Source organism: Mycolicibacterium phocaicum (assembly GCF_010731115.1).
Lineage (GTDB): Bacteria > Actinomycetota > Actinomycetes > Mycobacteriales > Mycobacteriaceae > Mycobacterium > Mycobacterium phocaicum.
The window spans coordinates 4,374,467-4,397,109 of sequence record NZ_AP022616.1; the positions used below are offsets into that span (position 1 = coordinate 4,374,467).

Here is a 22,643-nt window from a genome sequence, read left to right on the forward strand (position 1 = left end):
GCCGTAAGTTTATCCGTTTCGGCGCGCTTTGCTCTGCCCGGCGTCGGCCGGCGGGCCTACTTCCCGTGGGCCGCCAAAGTGTCGACTACCAGGCGAAGTACCTGGACAGCGCCGGCTTTGTCGAGGGGATCGTTCGCGTTGCCGCACTTGGGCGATTGCACACAGGAGGGGCAACCGTGACGGCACTCACATGCCTCGATCGCCGCGGCCGTGGCGGACCACCAGGTGGGCAGCTGCCGGAACCCGCGGTCGGCGAACCCGGCACCACCGGGATAGCCGTCGTAAACGAAAATTGTTGGCAGACCGGACAAGTCGCCGGGGGCCGGGCCGGATGCGGTGGACACCCCGCCGATGTCGCCCCGGTCGCAACTGGCCACCAGTGGCAGTAGACCGATCGCGGCATGCTCGGCGGCGTGCAGTGAACCGGGTACGCGCAGCTGGTCAATCCCGTTGTCCAGCAATATCTCCGGTGTCACGGTGCACATGACCGCCATGGTGTCCAGTGTGCGGGTCGGCATGTCCAGGTCGACGAAATCGAGCACCGTGCCGTCCAAGGCCCGGCGCAGGAAACCCACCACGGTGTTGGACACCGACACCGGGACGAGGCCGATGGCGACGGACCCGAATCGGTGGATTTCGCCGGTACCACGCACGCTGATATCGGTGACCTCGCGGGCCGACGTCGTGTAGCCGGGATTCTCGGCGTGCACGAAGGCCACGCCGGCCTCGAAGTCGAGCGCGTCCACCAGGTACGTCTCGCCCTGGTGCAGATGGACGGCGCCCGGATGCACCGAGGCCGGCGCCTGCCCGGCGCCGGTGCTGCCCAGCATGCGCCCGGTGCCGGACTCGAGGATGGCGATCTGCCCGCCGGACGAGCCCCGGATGTCCACCGCGGGATGCGGATCCACACCGGGCGCCGGGAAATAGCCGGCGGGCCGCTTGCGCAGCAGGCCGTCGTCGACGAGGGCTTCGGCCACCGCTTCGGCGTCCCACATCCGCACCTCGGCCGGTGTCAGTGGGAGTTCGGTTGCCGCGCACAACAACTGCGGTGACAGCACGTAGGGGTTGGCGGGATCGATGACGATCCGCTCGATGGGTTTGTCGAGCAGCGCGGCGGGATGGTGCACCAGGTAGGTGTCGAGCGGGTCATCCCGGGCGATCAGCACGATGAGCGCGCTCTGCCCGCGGCGTCCGGCCCGCCCGGCCTGCTGCCAGAACGAGGCCACGGTGCCGGGGAACCCGGCCAGCACCACCGCGTCGAGTCCGGCGATGTCGACACCGAGTTCCAGGGCGTTGGTGGTCGCCAGGCCACGCAATTCGCCTTCTGTCAGAGCATGTTCCAGCGCCCGGCGGTCCTCGGCGAGATACCCGGCGCGGTACGACGCCACCAGCTCGGCGAGCTCGGGTGCGACGTTCTCGAGCCGGGCCCGGGCGCCGAGCGCCGTCAGCTCGGCGCCGATCCGGGAACGGACGAACGTCAGGGTGCGGGCGCCTTCGGCAATCAGGTCGGCCATCACCCGGGAGGCCTCGGTGCCGGCGGCGCGGCGGACCGGGGCGCCGTTCTCGCCGATCAGATCGGTGAGCAGTGCAGGCTCCCACAACGCCACCGTGCGGCCGCCGTGCGGTGACCCGTCCTCGGTGACGGCGGTGACGGTCTGGCCGAGCAGCTCGGACGCCGTCTGCGCCGGGGCGGCCGTGGTCGCGCTGGCAAACACCACTGTGGGTGCCGACCCGTAGCGGTCGCACAGGCGCAGCAGCCGACGCAGTACCATCGCCACGTTCGAGCCGAAAATGCCTCGGTAATAGTGGCATTCGTCGATCACCACGAACTTCAGCTGCCGCAGGAACACTGCCCACCGCGCATGGTTGCGCAGCAGGGACAGGTGCACCATGTCGGGATTCGAGAAGATCCACCGGGAGCGCTCCCGGGCGAATTGCCTTGCCTCGGTGGAGCTGTCGCCGTCATAGGCGGACGGTGCGGTGTTGTTGAGGCCGGGAATCGTGGCGCACAGCGACTGCGCGGCCCGCAGCTGGTCGTGGCCCAGCGCCTTCGTGGGGGACAGGTACAGGGCGCGGGCGTGCACGTCGGTTTGCAGCGCGTGCAGGATCGGCAGTTGGTAGGCCAGGGATTTACCGGAGGCGGTGCCCGTCGCGATCACCACATGCCGCCCGGCGTGCGCCAACTCGGCCGCGGTCACCTGATGCGACCACGGCTGCGCCACACCACGATCCGTGAAGGCCTGCGTCACGTCGGCGCCAACCCAAGCGGGCCAGGGCATTCGGCGCGCCTGGCGCGGCGCCAGGTCGGTGACGTGCCGCAGCGGCTGCTCGTCGGCCGGAGTGCCGTCCAGCGCGGCCGCGAGTAGCTCGCGCCCGAAGTTCGACTCTCCCTGCGTCACAAGATGAATTGTTAACCACAGATCGCTGTGTGACTGTTGCGACCGCGTGGAACATGGTTGACTGATCTTGGTCGCAGCTTCTGTGTTCGTGTGTCAACACCCGGGAACGTCGTCTGCGTTCCCGGTACACCGGAAGACTCGGTGGCCCGCACCCGCAGTAACAGAAGGAAATGAAGGACAAATGCCACAGGGGACTGTGAAGTGGTTCAACCCGGAGAAGGGTTACGGCTTCATTGAGCAGGAAGGCGGCGGAGGCGACGTCTTCGTCCACTACAAGCAGATTCAATCCAATGGGTTCCGCACCCTTGAGGAGAATCAGAAGGTCGACTTCGAGATCGAGCAGAGCCCGAAGGGTCCGCAGGCTCTGAACGTCCGCACCGTCTGAGGTTCACAGACTCCGTAGAACGCCCCCGCATCGTCCGTGGCGAAGTGGGGGCGTTTCGCATCGGTGGGTAGTCGCGCCCGGCCTCCCTGCCTTTTGGTCTGGGCTGGCCTACTGTCGGCAGGGTGAGTCAGCTGTCCTTCTTCTCGGCCGAGTCGGTGCCGCCTGCGGTCGCCGACCTGACCGGGTTGCTCGCCGCACCGGGACAGGTGGTCCGGGTGGGCGGCGATGTGCGGCTGTCAGTCGTGGTCGACGCGTTGTGGCGGGCCGAGGCGCTGGCCGAGATGATCGCCGAGGCCGGCCTGAAGCCCGAGATCACCCACACCGACGAGAAGACGCCGCTGGTACGCACCGAAGCCGACGCGAGGCTAGCGCCGATGGCGCAGGACTGGACCCGCGGCGCGGTCAAGACCGTGCCCGACGGATGGTTGCCGGGCCCCCGCGAGCTGCGCGCCTGGGCGCTCGCGTCCGGTACCGCGGAACCGAATGGCTACCTGTTGGGTTTGGATCCCCACGCACCGGATACTCATTCGACGTTGGCGTCGGCACTTATGCGAGTCGGGATCGCGCCGACCTTGATCGGCACCAGGGGTCATCATCCGGCCCTGCGGATCAGCGGCCGTCGGAGGCTGTTGCGCCTGGTAGAGAACGTGGGCGAGCCGCCCGGGTTCACGGAGGCGTTTCTCCAATGGCCCCGGATTTAGCGGGTGCAGCCCGTATATTTTGGCCGCATCCGGTTTGCGTAGGCTCGCGCGGAGTGTCAAATTGTGACTTGCCTTGGAACCGGATGACCGTTAGGCATTCATTCGGTGTCCTAGTGCCGACCAAGAAGTGGAGCGTATAGATACGGTGGCTGACCTCGATGGTGCCGGTAGCGGCAGCCGGGTCCGGCGACTCGTCATAGTCGAGTCGCCTACCAAGGCGCGCAAGATCGCCGGTTACCTCGGCTCCAACTATGTCGTCGAATCGTCGCGCGGACACATTCGCGACCTCCCACGCAACGCCGCGGACGTGCCGGCCAAATATAAAGGTGAGGCCTGGGCCCGCCTCGGCGTGAACGTCGACGACAACTTCGAGCCGCTCTATATCGTCAGCCCCGACAAGAAGAGCACCGTCACCGAACTCAAGGACCTGCTCAAGGGTGTCGACGAGCTCTACCTCGCGACGGACGGTGACCGCGAGGGTGAAGCCATCGCGTGGCACCTCCTCGAGACGCTCAAGCCCAAGGTGCCGGTCCGGCGGATGGTGTTCCACGAGATCACCGAGCCCGCGATCCTCGCCGCCGCCCAGAACCCGCGTGACCTGGACATCGCCCTGGTCGATGCGCAGGAGACCCGTCGTATCCTCGACCGGCTCTACGGCTACGAAGTCAGCCCGGTGCTGTGGAAAAAGGTCGCGCCGAAGCTGTCGGCGGGCCGCGTGCAGTCGGTCGCGACCCGGATCATCGTGCAGCGCGAGCGCGAACGCATGGCGTTCCGCAGCGCCGGCTACTGGGACGTCACCGCTGAGCTGGACGCCAGCGTCTCCGACGCCGAAGCGTCCCCGCCGAAGTTCACCGCCAAGCTCAACACCGTCGACGGCCGACGTGTGGCCTCCGGCCGTGATTTCGACTCCCTCGGCGCCGTCAAGAAGCCCGACGAGGTGCTGGTCCTCGACGAGGCCGCTGCGGGCGCACTGGCCGCCGGGCTGCGCGGCGAGTCGCTGACCGTCAGCTCGGTGGAGCAGAAGCCGTACACGCGCAAGCCTTACGCCCCGTTCATGACGTCGACGCTGCAGCAGGAAGCCGGCCGCAAGCTGCGGTTCTCCTCCGAGCGCACCATGAGCATCGCGCAGCGGCTGTACGAGAACGGCTACATCACCTACATGCGTACCGACTCCACGACGCTGTCGGAGTCGGCGATCAACGCCGCGCGCACGCAGGCCGGGCAGCTGTACGGCCCCGAGTACGTCCACCCGACGCCGCGGCAGTACACCCGCAAGGTCAAGAACGCCCAAGAGGCACACGAGGCCATCCGCCCCGCCGGTGACGTGTTCCAGACCCCGGGCCAGCTGCACGGCCAGCTCGAGACCGACGAGTACCGGCTCTACGAGCTCATCTGGCAGCGCACCGTCGCCTCCCAGATGGCCGACGCCCGCGGCACGACGCTGTCGCTCCGTATTTCCGGCCAGGCCAGGACGGGCGAGCAGGTCGTCTTCAGCGCCTCCGGCCGCACCATCACGTTCGCCGGCTTCCTCAAGGCCTACGTGGAGAGCCTCGACGAGCAGGCCGGCGGCGAGGCCGACGACGCCGAGAGCCGCCTGCCGAACCTCACGCAGGGCCAGCGGGTGGACGCCGCCGAGCTCACCGCCGACGGGCACACCACCAATCCGCCGGCCCGGTACACCGAGGCCTCGCTGATCAAGGCGCTGGAAGACCTGGGCATCGGTCGCCCGTCGACGTACTCGTCGATCATCAAGACCATCCAGGACCGCGGCTATATCTACAAGAAGGGCAGCGCCCTGGTGCCGGCCTGGGTGGCGTTCGCCGTCGTCGGGCTGCTGGAGCAGCACTTCGGGCGGCTGGTCGACTACGACTTCACCGCCGCCATGGAGGACGAACTCGACGAGATCGCCGCCGGGAACGAGCAGCGCACCAACTGGCTCACCAACTTCTACTTCGGTGGCGACCACGGCGTCGAGGGTTCGGTGGCCCGCGAGGGGGGCCTGAAGAAGCTCGTCGGCGTCAACCTCGAGGGCATCGACGCACGAGAAGTCAACTCCATCAAGCTGTTCGACGACGCCGAAGGCCGCGCCATCAACGTCCGCGTCGGCCGTAACGGGCCGTACCTGGAGCGGATGATCGCCGATGACGAGAACCCGGGCGAGCTGAAACCGCAGCGCGCCAACCTCAATGACGATCTGACGCCCGACGAGCTGACCCTCGAACTGGCCGAAAAGCTGTTCGCCACACCGCAAGAGGGCCGCGTGCTGGGTGTCGACCCGGCGACCGGGCACGAGATCGTCGCCAAGGACGGGCGTTACGGTCCGTACGTCACCGAGGTGCTGCCGGCGCCGCCGGAGGAGCCGGACGCCGGCACCGGCGCGAAGAAGACCAAGAAGCCCGTCGGCCCCAAGCCGCGCACCGGATCTCTGTTGCGCTCAATGGATCTCGAGACGGTGACGCTCGACGACGCGCTCAAGCTGCTGTCGTTGCCGCGCGTCGTCGGTGTCGATCCGGAGAACAACGAGGAGATCACCGCGCAGAACGGCCGTTACGGCCCATACCTCAAGCGCGGCAGCGACTCTCGCTCGCTGGCCACCGAAGAGCAGATGTTCACCGTCACGCTCGAAGAGGCGTTGAAGATCTATGCCGAGCCGAAACGCCGTGGGCGCCAAGGGGCGGCCACGCCGCCGCTGCGTGAGCTGGGCACCGATCCGGTGTCGGGCAAGCCGATGGTGATCAAGGACGGCCGGTTCGGCCCGTACGTCACCGACGGTGAGACCAACGCGAGCCTGCGCAAGGGCGACGACGTCATGTCGATCACCGACGAGCGGGCCTCGGAGTTGTTGTCCGACAGGCGCGCTCGTGGCCCGGTGAAGAAGGCCGCCAAGAAGACCGCGGCGAAGAAGACCGCCGCGAAGAAGACTGCCGCCAAGAAGGCGCCGGCGAAGAAAGCCGCCGCGAAGAAGGCCTAGGAGGCGGCTTCGGTTTCCGGCTCGGGAGCCGGCCGTGGCGAGGCCAGCGACAGGGGCCGTGCCAGTTGTGTCGGCGCGGACCGGCCGCGCAGCTCGACGGTCTCGCCGACGTCCCAGCACAGTGCCTCGGCGTCCAGCGCGCCGCTGACCGCGATGGCCGACGCCAGCACGTGGCCCTCCTCGAGCTTGGCGAGCTCGGTCAGGCGGGCCGCCTCGTTCACGGGGTCGCCGATCACGGTGTACTCGAAGCGGGCCAGCGCGCCGATGTGGCCGGCAATGGCGCGGCCGGCGGACACCCCGATGCCGAACTCGGTGGTGCCCAGCACCGTCACCAGTTCGTCGTGCAGATCGCGGGATGCGGCCAGGGCCGCGCCTGAGGCGTCCGGGTGTTCGATGGGGGCGCCGAAGATGGCCAGCGCCGCGTCACCCTGGAACTTGTTGACGAACCCGCCGTGCCGGTTCACGGTGTCGACGATGATCCGGAAGAACTCGTTGAGGATCGACACGACCTCGGCGGCGGGCCGCGTCGACGCCAGCTGCGTCGACCCGATCAGGTCGATGAACAGCACCGCGACATCGCGTTCCTGGCCGCCCAGCTCGGTGCCGCGCTCCAGGGCGCGGCGGGCGACGTCCTCGCCGACGTAGCGGCCGAACAGGTCGCGCAGCCGCTGCCGTTCGGACAGGTCGCGCACCATGTCGTTGAAGCCGGCCTGCAGCAGTCCCAGCTCGCTCGCGTCGTAAATCTGCATGTGCGCGTTGTAGTTACCGCGCTGCACCTCACCCAGGGCCCACCGCAGCTGGCGCAGCGGGTCGGCGATCGACATGGCCACGAGGATGTTGCCGGCCAGGCCGACGGCCAGCGCGGTGATCGCCAGCAGCAGGATGGGAGTGTTGAGCTGGTCGTTCTGGGCGATGAAGGTCGTGTACTGGCCGGCCAGCCGGGCCACGATGATCGCCAGCAGCGGCACACCCGTCGAGAGCACCCAGGTCAGTACCTGGCGCTGGATGACGCCGGGGGCCCGGAAGTTCTCGGGCACCCCGTCGCGCAGCGCGGCGACCGCGACGGGCCGCAGCACGCGTTCGGACTGCAGGTAGCCGATGATCGCGGTGGCGGTGGCGCCGAGCGCGCTGGCCACCGCGACGAACGGCGCCGAGCGGCTCGCCACCGGCCAGCTGGCGATGATGAAGACCACCGAGCCGAGGAACCAGTTCCCGACGCTGATCAGCGTCCGGTAGTACGGCATCTTGAGGGCCCGGGTGCGGGCCAGTTCGGTGAACGCGGGATCGTCGGCGTCGCCGTGCAGGGTGTCGCGCCGTTGCCAGCGGATGACGGGGATCAGCAGCCGCAGACTCAGCCACGCCGCCACGACGAACGAGACGAACAGGACGGTCAGGAACACCGCCAGATTCACCGCCGGCAGGTCCTGCAACTGGATGCGATCTTCGGCCGGCAGACCGAACCGCAGGAAGCCCAGAACGAACAGCGCGCCGATGATGTCGGCCTGCAGCAAGCTCAGCGTGAACACCGGCCAGGGCGTGCGCGCCACCCATCGGACGAACCCCCGGATTCGCCCGATGTGCTTTACATCGGTGGCCACTCGCTAACCGTATCGGGCCGGGGCGACGGATATTGCCGCTGCGCGCAGGTTCGTGTCGCACGCGACGGTTACTGTGGGGCGCGATGAGCGGAGTTTTCTCGCGTTTGGTCGGCCAGGATGCCGTGGAAGCCGAGTTGGTGGCCGCCGCGCGGGCGGCCCGGGGTGATTCGGCTCACAGCGGGCTCACAACCGGCAGCATGACGCATGCGTGGTTGATCACGGGGCCGCCCGGTTCGGGCCGGTCCATCGCCGCGGTGTGCTTTGCTGCGGCGCTGCAATGCACTGCGGAGGCCGCTGCGGGCGGTCCGGGCTGCGGGGCCTGCCGTGCCTGCACGACGACCATGGCGGGGACGCACGCCGATGTGCGGCGCGTCATTCCCGAGGGGCTGTCCATCGGCGTCGACGAGATGCGCGCCATCGTGCAGACGGCGTCCCGGCGGCCCGGCACCGGCCGCTGGCAGATCGTCGTCGTCGAAGACGCCGACCGGCTCACCGAGGGCGCCGCCAACGCGCTGCTGAAGGTCGTCGAGGAACCGCCGCCGTCGACGGTGTTCCTGCTGTGCGCGCCGTCGGTCGACCCCGAGGACATCGCGGTGACGCTGCGCTCGCGGTGCCGGCACGTCGCGCTGACGACGCCGCGCGTCGACGCCATCGCGCAGGTCCTGGTCGAGAACGACGGACTGTCCGAGGCCGACGCGCGCTGGGCGGCGTCGGTCAGCGGAGGACACGTCGGCCGGGCCCGCCGGCTCGCCACCGACGAGCAGGCGCGGTCGCGCCGGGAGCGGGCCCTGGGCCTGGCCCGGGACGCGGCGACGCCGACGCGGGCGTATGCCGCCGTCGAGGAGCTCGTCGCCTCGGCCGAGGCCGAAGCAGTGGCGCTGACGGCCGGCCGCAACGAGACCGAGACCGAGGAGCTCAAGACCGCGCTGGGTGCCGGTGGCACCGGCAAGGGCGCTGCGGGGGCGCTGCGGGGCGCTGCGGGCGCGCTGAAGGACCTGGAGAAGCGGCAGAAGTCGCGGCAGACCCGGGCCTCGCGGGACGCGCTGGACCGGGCGCTGATCGACCTGGCCACCTATTTCCGCGATGCCCTGTTGGTGTCGTCGGGTGCCTCGACCGCTGCTGCGGCCAACCATCCGGACATGGCCGACAAGGCCGCCGCGATGGCCGCGCACGTGCCCGCAGACCAGCTGCTGCGCTGCATCGAGGCGGTGCTGGCCTGCCGCGAGGCGCTGGCCACCAACGTCAAGCCGAAGTTCGCGGTCGACGCCATGGTGGCGACCATGGGTCAGGCCCTGCGCGCCGGACAACGGAACTGACTTTGGACGCTGCGAGTCCGTCCCGTAGACTCGTCCCGCCCCGCCTCGGTGGGGTGCGCCACCCTAGCTCAGTCGGTAGAGCAATTCACTCGTAATGAATAGGTCAGGGGTTCGATTCCCCTGGGTGGCTCCATCGATGCAGGTCAGAGGCTTATCGCTTCTGGCCTGCAGTCGTTTCTGGGTCTGATCCCGTACTTTCCCCGTAGAAACCGGTTCGTTATCCCGCCTGACCTGCCCATTTGTCCAGTGTTGCCCGCGCATCCGGCCCGGTGGTTCGACGCTGGGCATAGTGCTGTTCCGTCGTGGCCATCTGCGTGTGCGATAACTGCGCCTGTGCGGCCTCGATACCCATGCCGTCGCGGACGACCGTGGCCACCGACCGGCGGAAGCTGTGCGGGGTGACCCATCGCAGCGATTCTGGGAGCGCATCGCGTAGTGCGCTGCGGATATTCGACAGGCTGACGTAGCCGCCGTCACGGGTGGCCAACACTGGCCCGTCCGTTGACGCAGTCCGTCCAAGCAGTTCGGTGAGCACCGTCACCCCGAACTTCGGCAGCAGCACCGTGTGCGGGTCGGCGTCACCCTTGCGGGCGTCTTGCCGGTGCACCGACTTGCCCGGCACCCGGCCATGGTCGATCACCGTCCCGTTCACAGTGACGGTCGGCGGATCCCCGAGGAGATCGACATCTTGCCAGCGGATCGCCAGCACTTCCCCAGGTCGCACACCGGTGGCCGCCAGCAGCTCGACGAACGCGGGCAGCATCGCACCACGCGGCGGGCCGCCGCGGTGATGTGGCTGCGCGTACACCTTGACGGCCTGGCGCACCTGCTCCAGTTCCAGAGCCGTCAGCCCACGGGCCGGCTTCGGTTCCGCCTTGGCCGGTCTGGTCGCCGCGATGGGGTCGAACCGCACGACGTCGAATCGGGCCGCCATCTGGTACATGCCGGATAGGACGGTGCGCAGCAGTTCGGATTGCCGCGGCGGCAGGGTCTGTATATGGGTATTGGCGCGGCTGCCCTCGAGTTCGGCGATGCGCAGCGCCCCGAGCTGGTCGTCGCCGTGCAGGCGCCACACCTGGCGGTACTGCGCTTCGGATTGCGGCTTGATTCCGTCCTCGGTTACCTTTGCCGAAACCCAGGTGTCGAATAGCTCGGAAAGCGTTGTACGGCCGCTGATTACACCGACAGGAGCGGTGGTCTCCAGCTCGGCTTTGATGCGCCGCAACAGCATTCGACGAGCATCCTCGCTGGAACTGTACGACGTGGCTTCGCGCTCGCGCAGCTTGCCGGTGTGTAGGCGTACGTAAACGCTTGCGATATAGCGCTTTTGGCTCTTCCCGGCCTCATCTTTGAACTTCTCGACACGCTCGGTTATCCGCCCATGCTCACCGGGCTTCATCCGCTGTCTAGGCATGGCTGTCGTCCGCGGGATGTTCGATGCGTAGGTCCACCTCGGCGGTTGGGACACTGATTCCAAGTCGCTCACAAATAGCTTTGATCCGACGATTGAGCACAGCTATGTGTTCCGGGTTGTCCATCTCGTCTCTCGTTGCGATCAGCTCGTCTAGATCGCGCCACTGGTACAGCGTTTCGGTATTCTCTCGCCACTGCGTTTCAGGGTCTTCTGCCGCACCCAAACTATTGTTTCCGAGATAGCTATATATCCCCGAAAACCATTGTGCTGCATTGAATCCCGCAGCATTTCGCCCGGGCATAATCTCGAGAGCGCTCTGGTATGGGCCGGGATAGACGAGGTTCACCGGCGACGTGTTCAATGCAGCCGCGAGGATGATCAATTCGGCTAGGTCAACCTTGCCGGCCCGGTGGTTGCCCTCGATCCGGGCAATTGTCGAGCGCGTGATCGGATAACCAAGCTCCTTGGTTCGAGCTGACAACTGCACTGCAGTGAGGCCCTGCGCCACTCGAAGGCTGGCGACCGCCTGCCCGAATCGTTTGGACCCGGCCTCCTGCCACGCCTTCGCGTCCAGGTCAATGTTTGGCATTGCGCCATCTTCCCGCGATTTGGGCTTGCATGTCCAAACTTTCTGTGCAAGTGTTTGGACTTGTACGGATGTAGTCGTATCCGTGACGCATAACCAAACACGAGGAGGAGCGGTGCCACCCGAATTGCAAGACGAGATCGACAAGCTCAACAGTCGGCTGTGGCCTGTGGAGGCCGTCATGGAGCGGCTGAGCGTCGGCAGGTCGATGGTGTTCGAGCTGATGGCCAGCGGCCAGTTGCGCAGCACGAAAGTTGGGCGCCGCCGGCTGGTGTCCGAGGCCGCCATCAATGAGTTTATCGCCCGCATTGACGGTGCGGCCTAGATGAACACCACCCGCGAAAATGCCCCGGCCGGTGCTCGAACACCGGCCGGGGCCGAGAACAACCCGTCAGTCGCCAAAACCGAGAAGGAGAAGTTCACCACCATGATGACACCCGACCCGTGGCAGCACCAGACCTGCACGTCATGCACGGTGCCCGCAGCCACCACCACCCTTGATCCGTCCACCGGCCTGTGCCAGTTCTGCGCAGACCCCCCACCACCGCTGACCGAAGCCGACCAGCACCTCGCCGGCGACCCGCTCGTCTACCCGCTGGCCGCGCGTATCGCCCATGGTTCACCGGCGTTCCCGTTGCAGGGCTATTCCTGCTACGTCACCGAGGTCGACCGCTCCCGCTTCACCATCACCGCGACCCGCCGCGACCCCGAGACCGGCGAGATTGTGAACCGCGAATTCGTCTGCGCCGTCCTGGAGGTCACGGAATGAGCCCGAAGAAGACCAAGGTGGTCGACGGCATCGAATACGAGGTGGTCGACATGCCACCGGTGAGCGCCGACGCGCAAACCTCCGTCAAGTTGGCGGAGGTTTCAGGTACCCACAAGTGCACGCTCGGCTACTCCTGGTGCGACGGCACCACCGACGCGGAAAATTCACACGCCGGGATGATGTACGTCTCGGTCGACTCACACCGGGGAGCGCCACTGTCGGTCGGCGTCGGAATCTACTACGACACCAGTTGCTCGGACATCGCCCCGTTCGTCTCGCTGCACATCAACGGCGGCGACGATTACGACGTCGAGATCAGCCTGTGGCCGAGCGAAGCCGAACAGATCGTGAACCTGCTGCTGCCCGCGATCGAGGACGCCACCCGCGTCACCCTCGAACGGCTGCCCACGGGGCTCACCGCCGACCTGTTGGCTACCGCCGAGCGGGGAGAGCAATGAGACTGTCCGGACCAGTGTTGACCGCGTTGCGACGAGTACATGGCGCGCTTGACAACATCTGGCCGCTGCCCGTCGCCGAACGCAGGGCGGCACTGGAAGCGTTGGTGCACAAGGAAACCGACAGTCTCGACCGCGACGAGATGCGAGCGCTTGTCTACGCAATTCTCGCACTCATTGAGCGGTACGAACTCGCCCGACGTAGGGGCAAGCAGTGAGTGTGATCCATAAGCAAGGAGGCCGGCCCGGTTCTCCGGCGTCTCGGCAAGTTTCCTGGTGGCCCGTCCATGAGTTCATTGAAGCCGCTGTAGCGCAGGCTAATTGCGGTCCGCTGCCAACTCCGGGCACCCCGGCGTGGTGTGCCCTCTCCGACGGCGATCCACGAAAACTGCTGGCCTTGGCTGCTGCCGGCGAACACCACGTACTACGCACGGAGACAGCACAAGAAATCTGGGCCGAAGCCGCGAAATCCATTGCCGAAAGCCAGGAGTGGGACGCCGTGCGCAGGGACTCACGTCGCCGCGTGCAGGCCACCCGATCCGGCGCCTACATTCCACGGAGGTCAGCTTGAGCGACGATGGCGGACAACGCCCGCTGTACTACGACATGCAGGCCCTGCTGGCCGGTGAACTCCCGCCACCGCCGCAGCCGGCAATCGGGTGCCGCAACGACGGGCACCACATCTTCTACGTCGAGCAGGTGAACCTGGTGTTCGGCGACCCCGAGACGGGCAAGACGTGGCTGTGCTTGTGGTGCGGGGCAAGCAAGTTGATCACTGACCAGACATCGAGGGTCGCTGTCATCGACCTGGACCACAATGGGCCAACCGCGACGGCGACACGGCTCCTGGCGTTCGGCGTCCCCAAAGAGGTGCTGTCCGACCCGAGTCGCTTCCGGTATGTCGAGCCTGATGACCGGCTGCACATGGCCCAGGTGATCGCCGACCTGGTCGTCTGGCGCCCGACCGTTGTGATCGTGGACTCGCTCGGCGAGCTGATGCCGCTGTACGGCGCCAACTCCTATTCGGGCGACGACTTCACCGATGTGAACGCGCGGGTGCTCAAGCCGTTGGCGAAGGCCGGTGCCGCCGTGCTGGTGATCGACCATCTGTCCAAGGGCGCCGACTCCCGCAACTTCGGCCCGGTCGGCACAGCAGCCAAGCGTCGGGCCATCGGTGGGGTATCGCTGCGCGTGACCATCAAGGACGCATTCACTCCCGGCTCCGGTGGGGCGGCCTACCTGAAGGTCAACAAGGACCGCCACGGCGGGCTCCGCGAGCACTGCCCGACCGGTGATCGGGAACCGCTTGCGGGCACCTTCACCATGCGCGTATTTCACGATGCACTCACGGGTGAGATCAAGGCCGCCGATGGCACCGAGAACGTCACTGACGACCACGCTCTGAGTGCCAGCCAGGCCCGTGATGTCGCCGCCGATGTTGCCCTTCTCGAAGCACTTGATCCGCCGCCGCAGTCGAAGCGCGATGTTTGCCAGCGAATGAATTGGGGTGACTCTCGATCACAAACCGCTTTGAAGGCGTGGCGGGAGTCGACAGGCCGGTCAGCGCCGAAGAATCAACACACGGCGACCACGCAAGGGGGTGGCGGAAATAGTGATTCCGCTGGAACCGGTTCCGGCACACCCGATGTATCAGTTCCAGCGGTTCCAGCACCAATTGTCGACCCCAATATTGGTCTTGAGCTGGGGTTACCGGTCGAATCTGCTGGAACTCACACACGCCAGGCGAACGCCACCGTCACTGACATCGGATCGCGCCGACCACCATGCTCCAAATGTGAATCCGGCACCGCTCGACCGGACACCGGCAGGTGCGATTTCTGCACTCGCAAGACAATGACAGCAGGCGACTTTCTCGTTTGCTGGTTCCGTCATCACACCGACCCTGGCGAGTGGGTTCCACCGTTGCGCGTGTACCAGGAAGCCGAACCTATCGGTTGGAATCGGCACACCGTCATGACGGCAAAGAACAGCCTCCGTGGGGTGATCGAATCCTCCAGCAGGGGCCGGGGGTCGGAATGGCGACTGGACCCCGCGAGCCACACCAACACCGAGGATGCATCATGACTGAATACGAACGCTTGACCGCTTTCGCTCGCCTGCTCTCGGATGTATCGGCGGCACTGCGGATGAAGGGCCGCACCGAGGCCGCCGACATCCTGCACGCCGAAGCCGTCCACTTCGCCACCGAGCGCGACATCGCCAGAGCGGTGGCCGACGCCGAACTCGACACTCCGATGCAGACGGTCGACCTCGGCCGATTGTCCGACGACTGAGATACGCTTAGGACACAACCAAATCGGAGTAGTGCCGCGTGACAGGGCGAAACCCATTGCGCGGAGGGGCGAAACGCAAACTTCATATTGCCGGGAGGGCGACACCCACCGGAGTCTGTAACGAAACCCTCATCAACGTGAGGCAGTCGTTACCACGCGAAAACTGGTTACCACCAACACTTTTCGGGCTCTGGGAGGGGCTCACAACATGGCAATGAAATCTCTTGCAACAGAACTCATGGAGCGCCGTAGCGTTCTCATCAACGAAGCCCGCGCAATCGCCCAGCGCGGCGTAGACGCGAAACGCGACCTCACCGAAACAGAGCAATCCGACTTCGATCAGCGCATCGCAGACGCCAACGCACTCGAGGCCCGCGCCAAGGAGATTCACGACGGCGAGCAGCGCGCTCACGAACTCGACGAGTCGTTCCGCAACGTCACCGGCGCATACCCAGGGCAGCCCAGCGCATCCGGCTGCCCGTCTCTGCTGGTGTCCCGCGACAACATCGCCAAGCACGCCGAAGCACTGCGCGAAGGCCGCGTATTCGGCGCCGTCGAAGAGGGCCGCGCCCTGGTGCAGGTCAACCCGTCCGCCGCCAACGCGTTGGGTGGCCCGCAAGCATGGGCGCAGATCGGCCCACGCGAACCCATGCACCTGATCCGCTTCGCCGGCATCCCCGTGCAGACCCTTACCGGTGTGTCCGCAGTGATGCCCGCTTTCACCCTGCCGGCCAGCGCCGCCGGGGTGAACGAGTCCACCGCGCACGGCGAATACGACTCGGTGGTGGACGTGCCGCTGTCAGCGCTGCGGTACGGCCGTTGGACGTCCGTCTCGGCGGCCTCAGGCCAGTTCGACAGCCTCAGTGGAATCGCCAACTTGCACAGCGTCGGTATCGCCAAGGACCTCGACAAGAAGGTCGTCGGTGATATCCAGACCGCCGCGGGCACTCCGGTGACCTACGCCGCCGATATCGCCGGCAACGTGCGTAAGAGCCTGCTGACGGTCTCGGCCGCGGTGCTCGTCCCGGTCGACCAGCTCGTCATCTTCGGCACCCCGGGCGACATCGCGCTGCTCGGCGACACCACGCCCGCCAACGGCCCCGACGTCGGGTCTGTTACCGAGCGGTTCAACGGCGCCCGTCTCTATGCCACTAACGACGCCACCGCCGGCCAGGTGACGATCTTCGACCCGGCCTCGTTCCTCGTGTTCATGAGCCAACTGCAGTCGGCGTCAACCATCGATCCGAAGGACGGCAGCAACTCGTTCGGAAGCTGGTTGCACTCGACCGGCGTCGGCCAGGGCCTCACCGGCTCCGCGCAGGCCGTCGACACCGTCAGCCCGTAGTGACTGACCCTCGTTTCGGTGCCGGTCCACCCGCAGACGACGGGTGGCCGGAAACCGACGGATGGGCCGACGACCGCGAGCAGCAAGCGCAGTCGTGGACGAGCCGCATCCAGAAGCAACTAGGCGACTGGTTCGGCACCGCCGAACAGCACCAGAACCCCACACCCGACTGGTTCAACCCCTAGACCATGTGCCGGGGCGTCAAACCCCGCGTTTCGTTTCTCTTCGAGGGCAAGGCCAGTCACGACGGCCAGTGTGAAGGCCAGAGCTGGACCTGCGCCCCGGCACATACCCACAGGTCAGGCGATTTTTTGAGCGGCAAACACGCAGGTGACACCACCAGTGTTGCGTATCTCTCCCCGAAATTTTTTTCCACAAGCTCGAAGTTGCCGGTATGTCGCCGGATTACCCCAGACCCGGCCAGAATCTCCAGACTCCGTACATCCTGCGAAAGGAACATTGGCGCAGTAGCTTCGGCTGGCCTACTCCGCATTTTCCCCGTAAAAACGCCCGCGACACGCCGCGAATCTGGGTGAATCGACACGGACGCACCTGTTGCCAATCATGTTGGTGTGCAACACGTTAACGCACTATCGCGGGCTTCGGCGGACGCTTCGGCCTTATGAATAGGTCAGGGGTTCGATTCCCCTGGGTGGCTCCACAACTTTCGGGTCGACCCTGCATCTGAGCACGCCTGAATTCGTACTGTGTCTGCGCGGGCGCAATCTCTGCGCGCTGCGCGCCGCCTAATTCACTGCGAGTTCACAGGCTCGTCGCCGGTAAAATCGGTACCGAAGTCGACCTGGGGGAGGAACGGCAATGGCTGAGCGCAGTATGGAAGTCGATATAGCTCATCTGCACGCGGGGGCGGATCGGTGCGGGGACGCTGCGGATACGGCATTGGCAGCGGCCGGCAGGCTTGCAGAGAAGAAGCCGACGGCGGGGATGTTCGGCGATTTCGATGAGGCTCACGAATTTCATGGGGCTTTGACGGCAGCGCACCAGGGACATGTTGAGCAGTTGCATGGCCATAACCGCGCACTTACCGATGTTGGCGATAAGAGTCGTTCAGGCGCAGAACAATTCACAGCGCAAGATGCATCGTCTGCTGACTCGGTTCGGGCCGCCGAGTCGGGCTTCGACGTACGTTAATGCCGCCGCCTATTGGATTGGTCAATCTGTCCATCGGCGATTTGATCGCAGCCGCCGGCGGTGACCCATGGAAGATGAACGACGAGCTTCAAACTGGAGACCCAGGCGCGATCAACGCTCAAGCGGATGCTTTTCACACCGCGGCGGGCTCTGCTACAGAGGTCGAGGACGATTTCAAATCGGCCAAACAACGTTTCGAAAAAGGATGGCGGCACAACGGATCTGAGCACCCGATCAATGAGTCAGCCGAGGTCGCCCGCATCACGGACGCCCTTCATCTGCAGAAACCGCAACTTGCCAAAATCGCGCTCGATCTCGAAAACGTAGCGACTGCCCTCGCGACGGCCAAAACCGCCTGCGACGCCGATATCGGCGCATTGGATGCCCGTCTGCATCAGATCGACGATGCGATCGGTACCGCCAAAGCCAACAATCAAGATGCCAGCGGGCTTCGAGACGAGGCTGTCGCTGCGGTGCGTGCCACCTTCGGGAGCGTTCAGAAGGGTCGCGACGGGTATGTGGCCGCGATGGCTGCGGCCAAACCTTCGTTGGACGCCATAACGTCGAAGCCGCTGATCGGCCCGGGTATCAATGGACCCGCCACGACGGGAAAGCCGGTTCCGGATGGCCCGTTGATCGGGCGAGGCGCCGACGGGCCGCCCAAGGGAAAGACGCCGCCGTCGTTGAACCCTTCACCGACTGATGTCGCGCTTGGTGGTGCGGGTGCGATAGCCGGCGTTACTGCTGACGGAGTGCGCGGCGCCGTGCTCGATGCGATCAAAGACGGGCCAAAAACAGGTCCCGGTGCCGCTGATCCTGGCCTCCTGAGGTGGCTCGAGGATTCCAAACTTGGTTCGCTAAGAGGCTTCTCCAAGATCGGCGGAGTGGCTTCGCTGGTCGGTGTGATTCCGTCCATCGCTTCCGACATGCACAGCGAGGGAGGCAAGCCAGGCAATTCGCTCGCAGAAGCCACGACTCGTGAGGTTGTCAGCGCAGGTGTTGGGCTATGGGCGGGGGCGGAGTCCGGTGCAGCAATTGGTGCAGCAGTCGGTTCGGTCGTGCCAGGGGCAGGCACCGTGGTTGGACTGGCGGCTGGTGCTGTGATCGGTGCGGGTGCCGGTTTCCTCGCATCAAAAGGCATCGAAATGGCCTGGGATCCGGTAGCAGATGCAGTCAGCGGCGCGGCACATTCCGTGGAATCGCTGTTTGGTTTCGGGTAGGGCAGACGCCATGCGGTTCGATGAATTCATACATTCGTCCGGCATTACGGCAGTTCCGGTCGAACGGTTCCCCGGGTTGGTCGTGGAAGTCGGTCTACCGGTCGGCTGGTATCCCTTCGAGGGCGATGTCGGTGTGAGAGTCTGGGCCTGTCGTAGCGACCCATGCATCGACGTTTCTGCGCGAATGCGGTGTTGACAATGCACCGCATCGAAACCCGACTCGATGCAGCTGACGCGTTTGCAATGTTGGTCGAGCAGCAGTTGCAGACCGTGGCAGGCACACGCGAGCTGACACGTGCACTCAGCGCCGCTACCGAAGGCCCCGGCGCGATGGGGTTGTTGAGGATGGAGATCACCGATGGAGTCGGCGTCATTGAGAGCCTGACACGGTCGCGCATTGTTGCTGTCGAAGGAGAAACTATGGTTTCGCAACTGACTACGACGGCGTTGCGGGATTCACCCGCGAATCGAGCGGCCGTTTGGATGACATTGCGGTCAGGGGATGCTTCGGGTTCGCATAGGGGCGGCGCCCCGATCACAGGTACGCGAGACCGACACTGATGGCGAGGAACCGGGCGAGTCAGGTGTTTCGGTGCGGCATCGGCGCGGCGGCATGCGTGCTGGCTGGGGTTGTCACATTGGTGAAGGCCGACTGGTATTTGGGTCTGGGTATTGCTGCCGTTGGCGGGGTCATCCTTCTCGGAGGTCGGCGAATTTTTCGCCCGGCGGTCAGCCGTTCGGGTGACAAGGTGGTGTGCCGCTACGTTCCCTGGTACGAGGGAAACGCGTACATCGTGAACGTGCTTACTCCGCTGATGGCAATTGCAATGGTGGGGGTGGGATCTGGACCTGGCAGTCCGTCGTGGTTGCGACTCGGCGGCATCTTCCTTCTAGCTCTGACCCCGATCCTTTGGTACTTCCTTGTGCGGACGTGGCGGCGGTCTTTTCTGTGCATTACTCCGTCAATGTTGACGGTGAGTTCGGCTGTGTTCGGGAGCAAGCCGATCGCCATACAGCGTGACTTCGTTCAGTCGCTCGGGTCCAAGGTTGTTCCGAATTCGGTACGCGGCCAGTCATTGCAAGTCGAGATTGCGTACCAGGCTGGGGACCTCAGTCGTGACGTCACGAATACTCTGCTGCTTGGTGCGTCCCTTACTGTCGAGCCGATTGACCTGGTCAACGGACTCGTGTTGTGGAGAGACGGTGCACCCGACAGCGACACCGGGCTGATGGACCGGGTTGCCGATTCCCTTCGCGGTGGGTAATCGCGGAGGTGCGACGAGCCGCCTCACAATTGGTGACTTGCTCAATCCTCAACTGCTGCTTCATGTTCGCAATGGCAAAGGTCTCAGTGAACGGGGCTGTGTTGTTCGACGGCAGAAAAGTCACCAGCTGAATTCGCAGTTCATCGACAATTAGACAGGCCACCATGACGGCGCTGACGCGCAATCAGTGCGCTACCGGCGTTGATCGGGCTGCGTGCGGCCCCACGGACGGGGTTTCGGCAACCGGCGCAACGACGCTCGGGTCCACGTTGAACCTGGGCTTCCGCATCGGGACCGCGATGCAGCCCTGAGCTTTTCCGTCGACGTACGAGCATTTCGTCTTGTCGCCGTTCTTGTCGGTCGTGGTGCAGGCCTCGTAGGAGTGCCCGCCCGCGACCTTGGTTTCGTAGGTCTGGTTCGAGCCCATGCAATCGCTGCCAACCGTGGCGTTGGCGCCGGGTGCGGACAGGATCGCCGGAACGGCATACAGCGCGGCAGCACTCAGCAGGGCGGCGAAGGCGGGCTTGATCATCGACCCACACCCGAACCGTCGACCTGAACCGGGACGAGCTCACCGGTCGGGATGTGGGTGCCCTTCACCGTGGTCCGTGGCACGGTGATGCAGCCCTGCGGTTTGTGGTCCACCTCGGAGCATTGGGTTTTGACGCCGTCCTTGTCGACGGTCGTGCAACTCTCGACGATCGACCCGTTCGACCGTTGCCCGAGCGCGAAGGTGCCGCCGCCTTTAGCGCAGCGGGTCGCCAAGGACTCGGCGCTTGCCATGGGCGTCGTGAGCGCCAGCGGGGCGACGTACAGCGCGGCGGTGCCGACGAGTGCGGCCAGTGCGATGCGCCTGCCGGGTGCGGTGCGGTCCATGGGGTTCTCCTTTTCCGGTGGTCGCAGGCCCGGGCGGACTTGCTGACACAGGTAGGAGTGCGCACCGTCCCGGAAGGGGACAGTTTTTTGAAAAACTTCTAGGGCAGGGCCTGGCGCGGCGCGAGGAACCCCACCGGGCCGGAGGCGACGCACACCGACAGCGCCGCGGTGTTGGCCTTCACCTCGATCGCCGCGCCGGCGCCGGGCAGCCGGACGAACACCCGGTTCAGGCCGGGGTGCACCGGAACCCGGGCCTCGCGCCCCTCGGGCAGGGACATGGTCAGGGACCCGTCGCTGTTGGCCAGGTAGTTGAGCTCGGCGGTCCAGTCGGCCGGCAGCAGCGGACCGTCGAGCGGCATGGTGACCGGCGCGTCGGTCTGCACCAGGTAGCCGCAGTTCGGTGCCGGGCCCGGGGCGATGGTGCGCGTCCACGTCACCTGGGCTGGCACCAATTGGCCGGTCGCGGTGAGCATCTGCAAAGAGGTTGTGCTGGAAGCGAATTCAGGCCGGTCGCGCAGCAGGGCGAACATGTGGCTCGCCAGGTTCTGCGGCCAGGCCACGCGTTGCAGGATCAGGGGGTCGACTTCCTGATCCAGCAGTGGCACGCCGCGGGGCGCGTTGGCCAGCGAGGCCTCGACGTTGACGAGGTAGGCGCGCGTCGGGTTGTCGCGCCAGCTGGGCAGGAAGGTTGCCCACGAGTACAGGCTGCTGCCCACGAATAGTGTTGCGGCGCAGGCAATTGCGATGCGCCGGCGCGCGGAGTCGTCGAACCGTGAACTCCGGTTGGGTGCGCAGAAGGCGACGGCGGCCAGCAGCGCCAGCACCACGACGAGGTCGGACAGATAGCGCAACGTCTGCGCCAGCTCGAGGGCGGTGAACTTCGACGACCGCATGAGATAGATCGGCACTTGGCAGGCCACCACGTACCCCACGGCGGCCAGCCACACCGGCCCCAATCGGCGCTTGCGCAGCAGCGAGACCGCGACCACCGCGGCGAGTACCAGCCAGCCCAGCACCATGACCACCGGGCCGGGCGTCGCCCACGGCGAGGCGGGCGCCCAGCGCTGCCAGTCCCACGGCCCGCCCGCCAGGGTGGGCACCAGCCCGTGTGTGACGGACCGGGCCAGCAGCTCCCACGTCATCGCCAGGTCCAGGGTCCAGCGCTTCTGGTTGACCACAAGGAGGTAGACGCCGACCCATCCGGTGGTGATGGTCAGCAGCCCCAGCCACAGCCGCAGGCCCGCGCGCCAGACCGAGACCCGGTTGCCCGTCACGTACATCAGCAGCCAGCACACCGCGAACGCGGTGAACGGGATCACCGCGGACTTCTCGAAGAACAGCAGCCCGCCCAGATAGGCCAGGCAGCCGGTCCACACGTACCGCGCTTTTCCGGTGCGGACCAACTGGATGGCGTCGGCGCAGACCCAGGCCATGGCCGCCGCCATCGGCAGCGCGTTGAGGCCCGCCGACCACCACGCGAACGCCGGCACGCCCAAGGGCGTGAACAGCGCGAACGTCAGCGGCACCAGCAGCACGGGCCGCCACCCGAGGATCACCCGTAGGGCGCGCACCAGCGCCAGCGACGCGATCAGCTGCAGCACCACCAGGCTCAACGCCGGCCAGAACCAGTTCAGCGGTGCCAGTCGCGTCAGCACCCCGGCCAGCAGGAACCCGGCAGGCATGACGTGCCCGTCGTGGTCGTTGAACAGGAAGTCGGGTGACAGCAGGGAATGGGTGCCGGCCTGGCCGATCAGGATCAGGTCGTCCCAGTAGAAGTAGCCGCCGAATGCCAGGACCGCCCGCAGTATCAGCTGCAGCACCACCAGCGCGGCGGTGGTTCGGGCGACCCAGTTCACTCTTGTCGACTGTACGGGGCACTCCGCAGCAACCGTCGGTA

At 65.9% G+C, this 22,643-nt stretch carries 23 protein-coding genes and 1 tRNA gene; 17 read left to right on the forward strand and 7 right to left on the reverse strand.

Translation table 11 applies throughout. The features are described 5' to 3' along the window. Nucleotides 1-56: 56 nt before the first annotated feature. Complete coding sequence (locus G6N46_RS20885) at nucleotides 57-2,399, reverse strand: DNA 3'-5' helicase SftH (RefSeq protein WP_138250943.1); 2,343 nt, start codon at nucleotides 2,397-2,399, stop codon at nucleotides 57-59. Nucleotides 2,400-2,580: 181 nt separating this feature from the next. Between G6N46_RS20885 and G6N46_RS20890 the strand changes: the two genes are divergently transcribed. The 3 genes from G6N46_RS20890 to topA all read left to right on the forward strand — a co-directional run bounded on the left by G6N46_RS20890 (nucleotide 2,581) and on the right by topA (nucleotide 6,456). After that, on the forward strand, nucleotides 2,581-2,784 hold the full coding sequence (locus tag G6N46_RS20890; protein ID WP_020100960.1) for a cold-shock protein: 204 nt from the start codon (nucleotides 2,581-2,583) through the stop codon (nucleotides 2,782-2,784). A gap of 122 nt (nucleotides 2,785-2,906) precedes the next feature. After that, a complete protein-coding gene (locus tag G6N46_RS20895) occupies nucleotides 2,907-3,485 on the forward strand; it encodes a hypothetical protein (RefSeq protein WP_138250942.1) in 579 nt (192 codons plus the stop codon). 145 nt (nucleotides 3,486-3,630) lie between these two features. Continuing rightward, complete coding sequence (gene topA, locus G6N46_RS20900; RefSeq protein ID WP_138250941.1) at nucleotides 3,631-6,456, forward strand: type I DNA topoisomerase; 2,826 nt, start codon at nucleotides 3,631-3,633, stop codon at nucleotides 6,454-6,456. On the opposite strand, the gene G6N46_RS20905 is transcribed toward topA, so the two are convergent. Further along, the gene (locus G6N46_RS20905; protein WP_138250940.1) at nucleotides 6,453-8,054 is read right to left on the reverse strand and encodes an adenylate/guanylate cyclase domain-containing protein; all 1,602 of its coding nucleotides are present in this window, start codon (nucleotides 8,052-8,054) and stop codon (nucleotides 6,453-6,455) included. The two genes, topA and G6N46_RS20905, sit on opposite strands and share 4 nt — an antisense overlap. Nucleotides 8,055-8,137: 83 nt before the next feature. Here G6N46_RS20905 and G6N46_RS20910 point away from each other — a divergent pair, with 83 nt between their 5' ends. Beyond that, on the forward strand, nucleotides 8,138-9,370 hold the full coding sequence (locus G6N46_RS20910) for a DNA polymerase III subunit delta' (RefSeq protein WP_138250939.1): 1,233 nt from the start codon (nucleotides 8,138-8,140) through the stop codon (nucleotides 9,368-9,370). 57 nt (nucleotides 9,371-9,427) lie between these two features. Beyond that, nucleotides 9,428-9,503, forward strand: a tRNA-Thr gene (locus G6N46_RS20915). An 84-nt stretch (nucleotides 9,504-9,587) separates the two neighbouring features. Here G6N46_RS20915 and G6N46_RS20920 read toward each other — a convergent pair. Continuing rightward, the gene (locus G6N46_RS20920; RefSeq protein WP_138250938.1) at nucleotides 9,588-10,784 is read right to left on the reverse strand and encodes a tyrosine-type recombinase/integrase; all 1,197 of its coding nucleotides are present in this window, start codon (nucleotides 10,782-10,784) and stop codon (nucleotides 9,588-9,590) included. Continuing rightward, entirely contained in the window at nucleotides 10,777-11,373 is a 597-nt protein-coding gene (locus G6N46_RS20925; RefSeq protein WP_073697294.1) for a helix-turn-helix domain-containing protein, read from the reverse strand. Before G6N46_RS20925 ends, G6N46_RS20920 begins: the two co-directional genes overlap by 8 nt. Before the next feature lie 112 nt (nucleotides 11,374-11,485). Between G6N46_RS20925 and G6N46_RS20930 the strand changes: the two genes are divergently transcribed. The 12 genes from G6N46_RS20930 to G6N46_RS20985 all read left to right on the forward strand — a co-directional run bounded on the left by G6N46_RS20930 (nucleotide 11,486) and on the right by G6N46_RS20985 (nucleotide 19,870). Next, nucleotides 11,486-11,695, forward strand: a complete 210-nt coding sequence (locus G6N46_RS20930) for a helix-turn-helix domain-containing protein (protein ID WP_234880802.1) — start codon at nucleotides 11,486-11,488, stop codon at nucleotides 11,693-11,695. After that, nucleotides 11,696-12,139: a hypothetical protein gene (locus G6N46_RS20935; RefSeq protein ID WP_138250937.1), complete on the forward strand. Its 444-nt coding sequence runs from the start codon at nucleotides 11,696-11,698 to the stop codon at nucleotides 12,137-12,139. After that, a complete protein-coding gene (locus tag G6N46_RS20940; protein WP_138250936.1) occupies nucleotides 12,136-12,597 on the forward strand; it encodes a hypothetical protein in 462 nt (153 codons plus the stop codon). Before G6N46_RS20935 ends, G6N46_RS20940 begins: the two co-directional genes overlap by 4 nt. A gap of 14 nt (nucleotides 12,598-12,611) precedes the next feature. Then, nucleotides 12,612-12,812 carry a hypothetical protein gene (locus tag G6N46_RS20945; RefSeq protein ID WP_138250935.1) on the forward strand — a complete coding sequence of 67 codons (201 nt, stop codon included), beginning with the start codon at nucleotides 12,612-12,614 and terminating at the stop codon, nucleotides 12,810-12,812. A 2-nt stretch (nucleotides 12,813-12,814) separates the two neighbouring features. Then, a complete protein-coding gene (locus tag G6N46_RS20950) occupies nucleotides 12,815-13,165 on the forward strand; it encodes a DUF2742 domain-containing protein (protein WP_234880801.1) in 351 nt (116 codons plus the stop codon). 353 nt (nucleotides 13,166-13,518) lie between these two features. After that, nucleotides 13,519-14,679, forward strand: coding sequence for an AAA family ATPase (locus tag G6N46_RS28375; RefSeq protein ID WP_174814073.1), 1,161 nt, complete (start codon nucleotides 13,519-13,521; stop codon nucleotides 14,677-14,679). Next, complete coding sequence (locus tag G6N46_RS20960; RefSeq protein ID WP_138250933.1) at nucleotides 14,676-14,888, forward strand: hypothetical protein; 213 nt, start codon at nucleotides 14,676-14,678, stop codon at nucleotides 14,886-14,888. The genes G6N46_RS28375 and G6N46_RS20960 overlap by 4 nt, the downstream gene beginning before the upstream one ends. Nucleotides 14,889-15,126: 238 nt before the next feature. After that, the gene (locus G6N46_RS20965; RefSeq protein ID WP_138250932.1) at nucleotides 15,127-16,233 is read left to right on the forward strand and encodes a hypothetical protein; all 1,107 of its coding nucleotides are present in this window, start codon (nucleotides 15,127-15,129) and stop codon (nucleotides 16,231-16,233) included. Next, nucleotides 16,233-16,418: a hypothetical protein gene (locus G6N46_RS20970; RefSeq protein ID WP_138250931.1), complete on the forward strand. Its 186-nt coding sequence runs from the start codon at nucleotides 16,233-16,235 to the stop codon at nucleotides 16,416-16,418. The genes G6N46_RS20965 and G6N46_RS20970 overlap by 1 nt, the downstream gene beginning before the upstream one ends. Nucleotides 16,419-17,052: 634 nt before the next feature. Further along, complete coding sequence (locus G6N46_RS20975; protein WP_135357781.1) at nucleotides 17,053-17,385, forward strand: DUF2563 family protein; 333 nt, start codon at nucleotides 17,053-17,055, stop codon at nucleotides 17,383-17,385. A 17-nt stretch (nucleotides 17,386-17,402) separates the two neighbouring features. Next, nucleotides 17,403-18,605 carry a putative alpha/beta hydrolase gene (locus G6N46_RS20980; protein ID WP_235688654.1) on the forward strand — a complete coding sequence of 401 codons (1,203 nt, stop codon included), beginning with the start codon at nucleotides 17,403-17,405 and terminating at the stop codon, nucleotides 18,603-18,605. A 641-nt stretch (nucleotides 18,606-19,246) separates the two neighbouring features. Continuing rightward, nucleotides 19,247-19,870: a hypothetical protein gene (locus tag G6N46_RS20985; protein ID WP_234880799.1), complete on the forward strand. Its 624-nt coding sequence runs from the start codon at nucleotides 19,247-19,249 to the stop codon at nucleotides 19,868-19,870. 184 nt (nucleotides 19,871-20,054) lie between these two features. Here G6N46_RS20985 and G6N46_RS20990 read toward each other — a convergent pair whose 3' ends face one another. From G6N46_RS20990 to G6N46_RS21000, 3 genes are all read right to left on the reverse strand, one after another. Continuing rightward, entirely contained in the window at nucleotides 20,055-20,402 is a 348-nt protein-coding gene (locus G6N46_RS20990; protein ID WP_133426340.1) for a hypothetical protein, read from the reverse strand. Next, complete coding sequence (locus G6N46_RS20995; protein ID WP_133426341.1) at nucleotides 20,399-20,746, reverse strand: hypothetical protein; 348 nt, start codon at nucleotides 20,744-20,746, stop codon at nucleotides 20,399-20,401. The genes G6N46_RS20990 and G6N46_RS20995 overlap by 4 nt, the downstream gene beginning before the upstream one ends. Before the next feature lie 98 nt (nucleotides 20,747-20,844). Next, nucleotides 20,845-22,602, reverse strand: coding sequence for a hypothetical protein (locus G6N46_RS21000; RefSeq protein ID WP_138250930.1), 1,758 nt, complete (start codon nucleotides 22,600-22,602; stop codon nucleotides 20,845-20,847). Nucleotides 22,603-22,643 lie beyond the last annotated feature (41 nt).